Below are 2,309 nucleotides of genomic sequence, written 5' to 3' on the forward strand. Positions count from 1 at the left end.
CGCCGTCGTTCTTCAGCATGACGATGGATTCGCGCGCCGCCTCGCGCGCCAGGGCGTAGTGCGCCTGCGATCCCACCATGGCCTGTTCGCGCACCGGGTCCGTGCCGCGATAGGGGTCGTCGAACAGGCCCAGCGCCGCCTTGGTCCGCAGCACCCGCCGCACCGCCTGATCGATGCGCGCCATCGGCACGGCGCCGGAACGCACCAGGTCGGGAATGTGCTGCAGGAACAGGCCCGAGACCATGCTGACGTCGACCCCGGCCATGATGGCCAGCCGCGTCGCGTCGCGCCCGTCCTCGGCGAATCCGTGGGCCACCAGCTCCTGCTCGGAGGTGTAGTCCGACAGCACGAAGCCCTGGAAGTTCCAGTCGTCCCTCAGGATCTCGGTCAGCAGTTCGTGGTTGGCCGACGCCGGCACGCCGTTGACGTCGTTGAAGGCGCTCATGATCGCCAGGCAGCCGGCGTCCACCGCCGCCTTGAACGGCGGCAGGAAGACCCCGCGCAGGGTCTGCTCGCTCATGTCGGTGGTGTTGTATTCGACACCGCCGATGGCGGCGGAATAGCCGGCCATGTGCTTGGCGGTGGCCAGGATGGCGTCGGGATGGTCCAGCCCCTCGTCGCCCTGGAAGCCGCGTACGCGCGCGGCGGCCAGGAGGTTGTTCAGGGTCACGTCCTCGCCGGCGCCCTCGACCACCCGGCCCCAGCGCTGGTCGCGGGCGACATCCACCATCGGCGCATAGGTCTGGTGCACGCCCGACACCGCAAGCTCCAGCCCCGCCGCCTGCGCCGTGCGTCGCGCCAGTTCGGGGTTGAAGGCCGCCGCCTCGGCCAGCGGCACGGGAAACACCGTCTTCAGTCCGTGGATCACGTCGGCGGCGAACAGCAGCGGTATCCCCAGCCGGCTTTCCTCGACCGCCACGCGCTGGATGGTCCGGCCCATGGCCGCGCCGATGCCGTTGAACAGCGACCCGACCTGGCCGGCCCTGATCATCGCCGTGACCCGGCCCGGATCGCCCTGCCCGTCCAGCGGATTGACGTTCTGCGGCCGCCAGCGGAACGGGTCGGCCAACAGGTTCAGCTGACCGGCCTTCTCCTCGATCGTCATGCGCGCGATCAGGTCCTCGATCCGGGCGGCGTGACGCTCGACGGCGGAGGGCAGGCCCGAATGAGGGGGACGGGACGTCTGGGCGAACGCGGACATGGCCGGGCCTCCAACGCCCATGATCGTCATCAGGCTGAGGCCGGACAGGACGCCGCGCCGGGAGGGCGCGACCCTGAGGGGTCGGGTCGAACTCATGGGGCTCCGTAACCGTCGGCGAATTCCCCCTCGCCTCTCTCAAGGCCTAGCCTTGGCGCCCCCATGAGACAAGACTGGAATATCGCGATAGAAGGACGGCCGATGTCCGACTCCTCCCTGCCCGCCGCTGACCCCGCAGACCACACCGCCGCCTCCGCCCTCGCCGCCGCGCGGCGCATCGTCGTCAAGATCGGCTCCTCCCTGCTGATCGACCCGACTTCGCGCGGGGTCGCCCGCGAATGGCTGACGGCGCTGGCGACCGAACTGGCGGCCTTCCGCCGCGACGGACGCGAGGTGATCGTGGTCTTTTCCGGCTCCGTCGCCTTGGGCCGGGGCCGGCTGGGCGACATCGGCCGTCGCGTCCACGACAAGCAGGCCGCCGCCGCCGTGGGCCAGTCCCTGCTGATGGCCGCCTGGCAGGAGGTGTTCCAGCCGCACGGCCTGACCGTCGGCCAGGTCCTGCTGACGCGCGACGACACCGAACGCCGCCGCCGCTGGCTGAACGGGCGCGCCACCATCGAGGTGCTGCTGGCCCACAACGTCATTCCGATGGTCAACGAGAACGACACCGTCTCGACCGAGGAGATCCGCTATGGCGACAACGACCGGCTGGCGGCCCGCGCGGCCCAGCTGACCCACGCGGACCTGCTGATCCTGCTGTCGGACGTCGACGGCCTCTACACCGCCGACCCGCGCCGCGACCCGTCCGCCCGCCACCTGCCGCTGATCGAGGAGCTGACGCCGGAAATCCTGGCGATGGCGGGCGGCGCCAACGTCTCGGCCGGGGTCGGGACGGGCGGCATGGCCACCAAGCTGAAGGCGGCCCAGATCGCGCGTTCGGCCGGTTGCGCCACGGTGATCGCCTCGGGCCAGACCATCGCCCCCCTGAGCGCCATCCGTCAGGGCGCGCGCGCCACCCTGATCGACGCCCCCGACAGCCCGATGGCGGCCTACAAGCAGTGGATCGCGGGCAGCCTGGCCCCCGCCGGCGAGTTGAAGCTGGACGCCGGCG

2 protein-coding genes are annotated in these 2,309 nt (G+C 71.2%); one reads left to right on the top strand and one right to left on the bottom strand.

Features of this window, described 5'->3' with window-relative positions:
- A partial coding sequence (locus tag B2U11_RS01835) for a glycoside hydrolase family 3 N-terminal domain-containing protein (protein ID WP_292069392.1) occupies positions 1-1,201 on the bottom strand: 1,201 nt, incomplete at its 3' end.
- Positions 1,202-1,399: 198 nt separating this feature from the next.
- On the opposite strand from B2U11_RS01835, the gene proB reads away from it, so the two are divergent.
- A partial coding sequence (gene proB, locus B2U11_RS01840) for a glutamate 5-kinase (protein WP_292069393.1) occupies positions 1,400-2,309 on the top strand: 910 nt, incomplete at its 3' end.

This window comes from Brevundimonas sp. UBA7534 (assembly GCF_002479325.1).
Lineage (GTDB): Bacteria > Pseudomonadota > Alphaproteobacteria > Caulobacterales > Caulobacteraceae > Brevundimonas.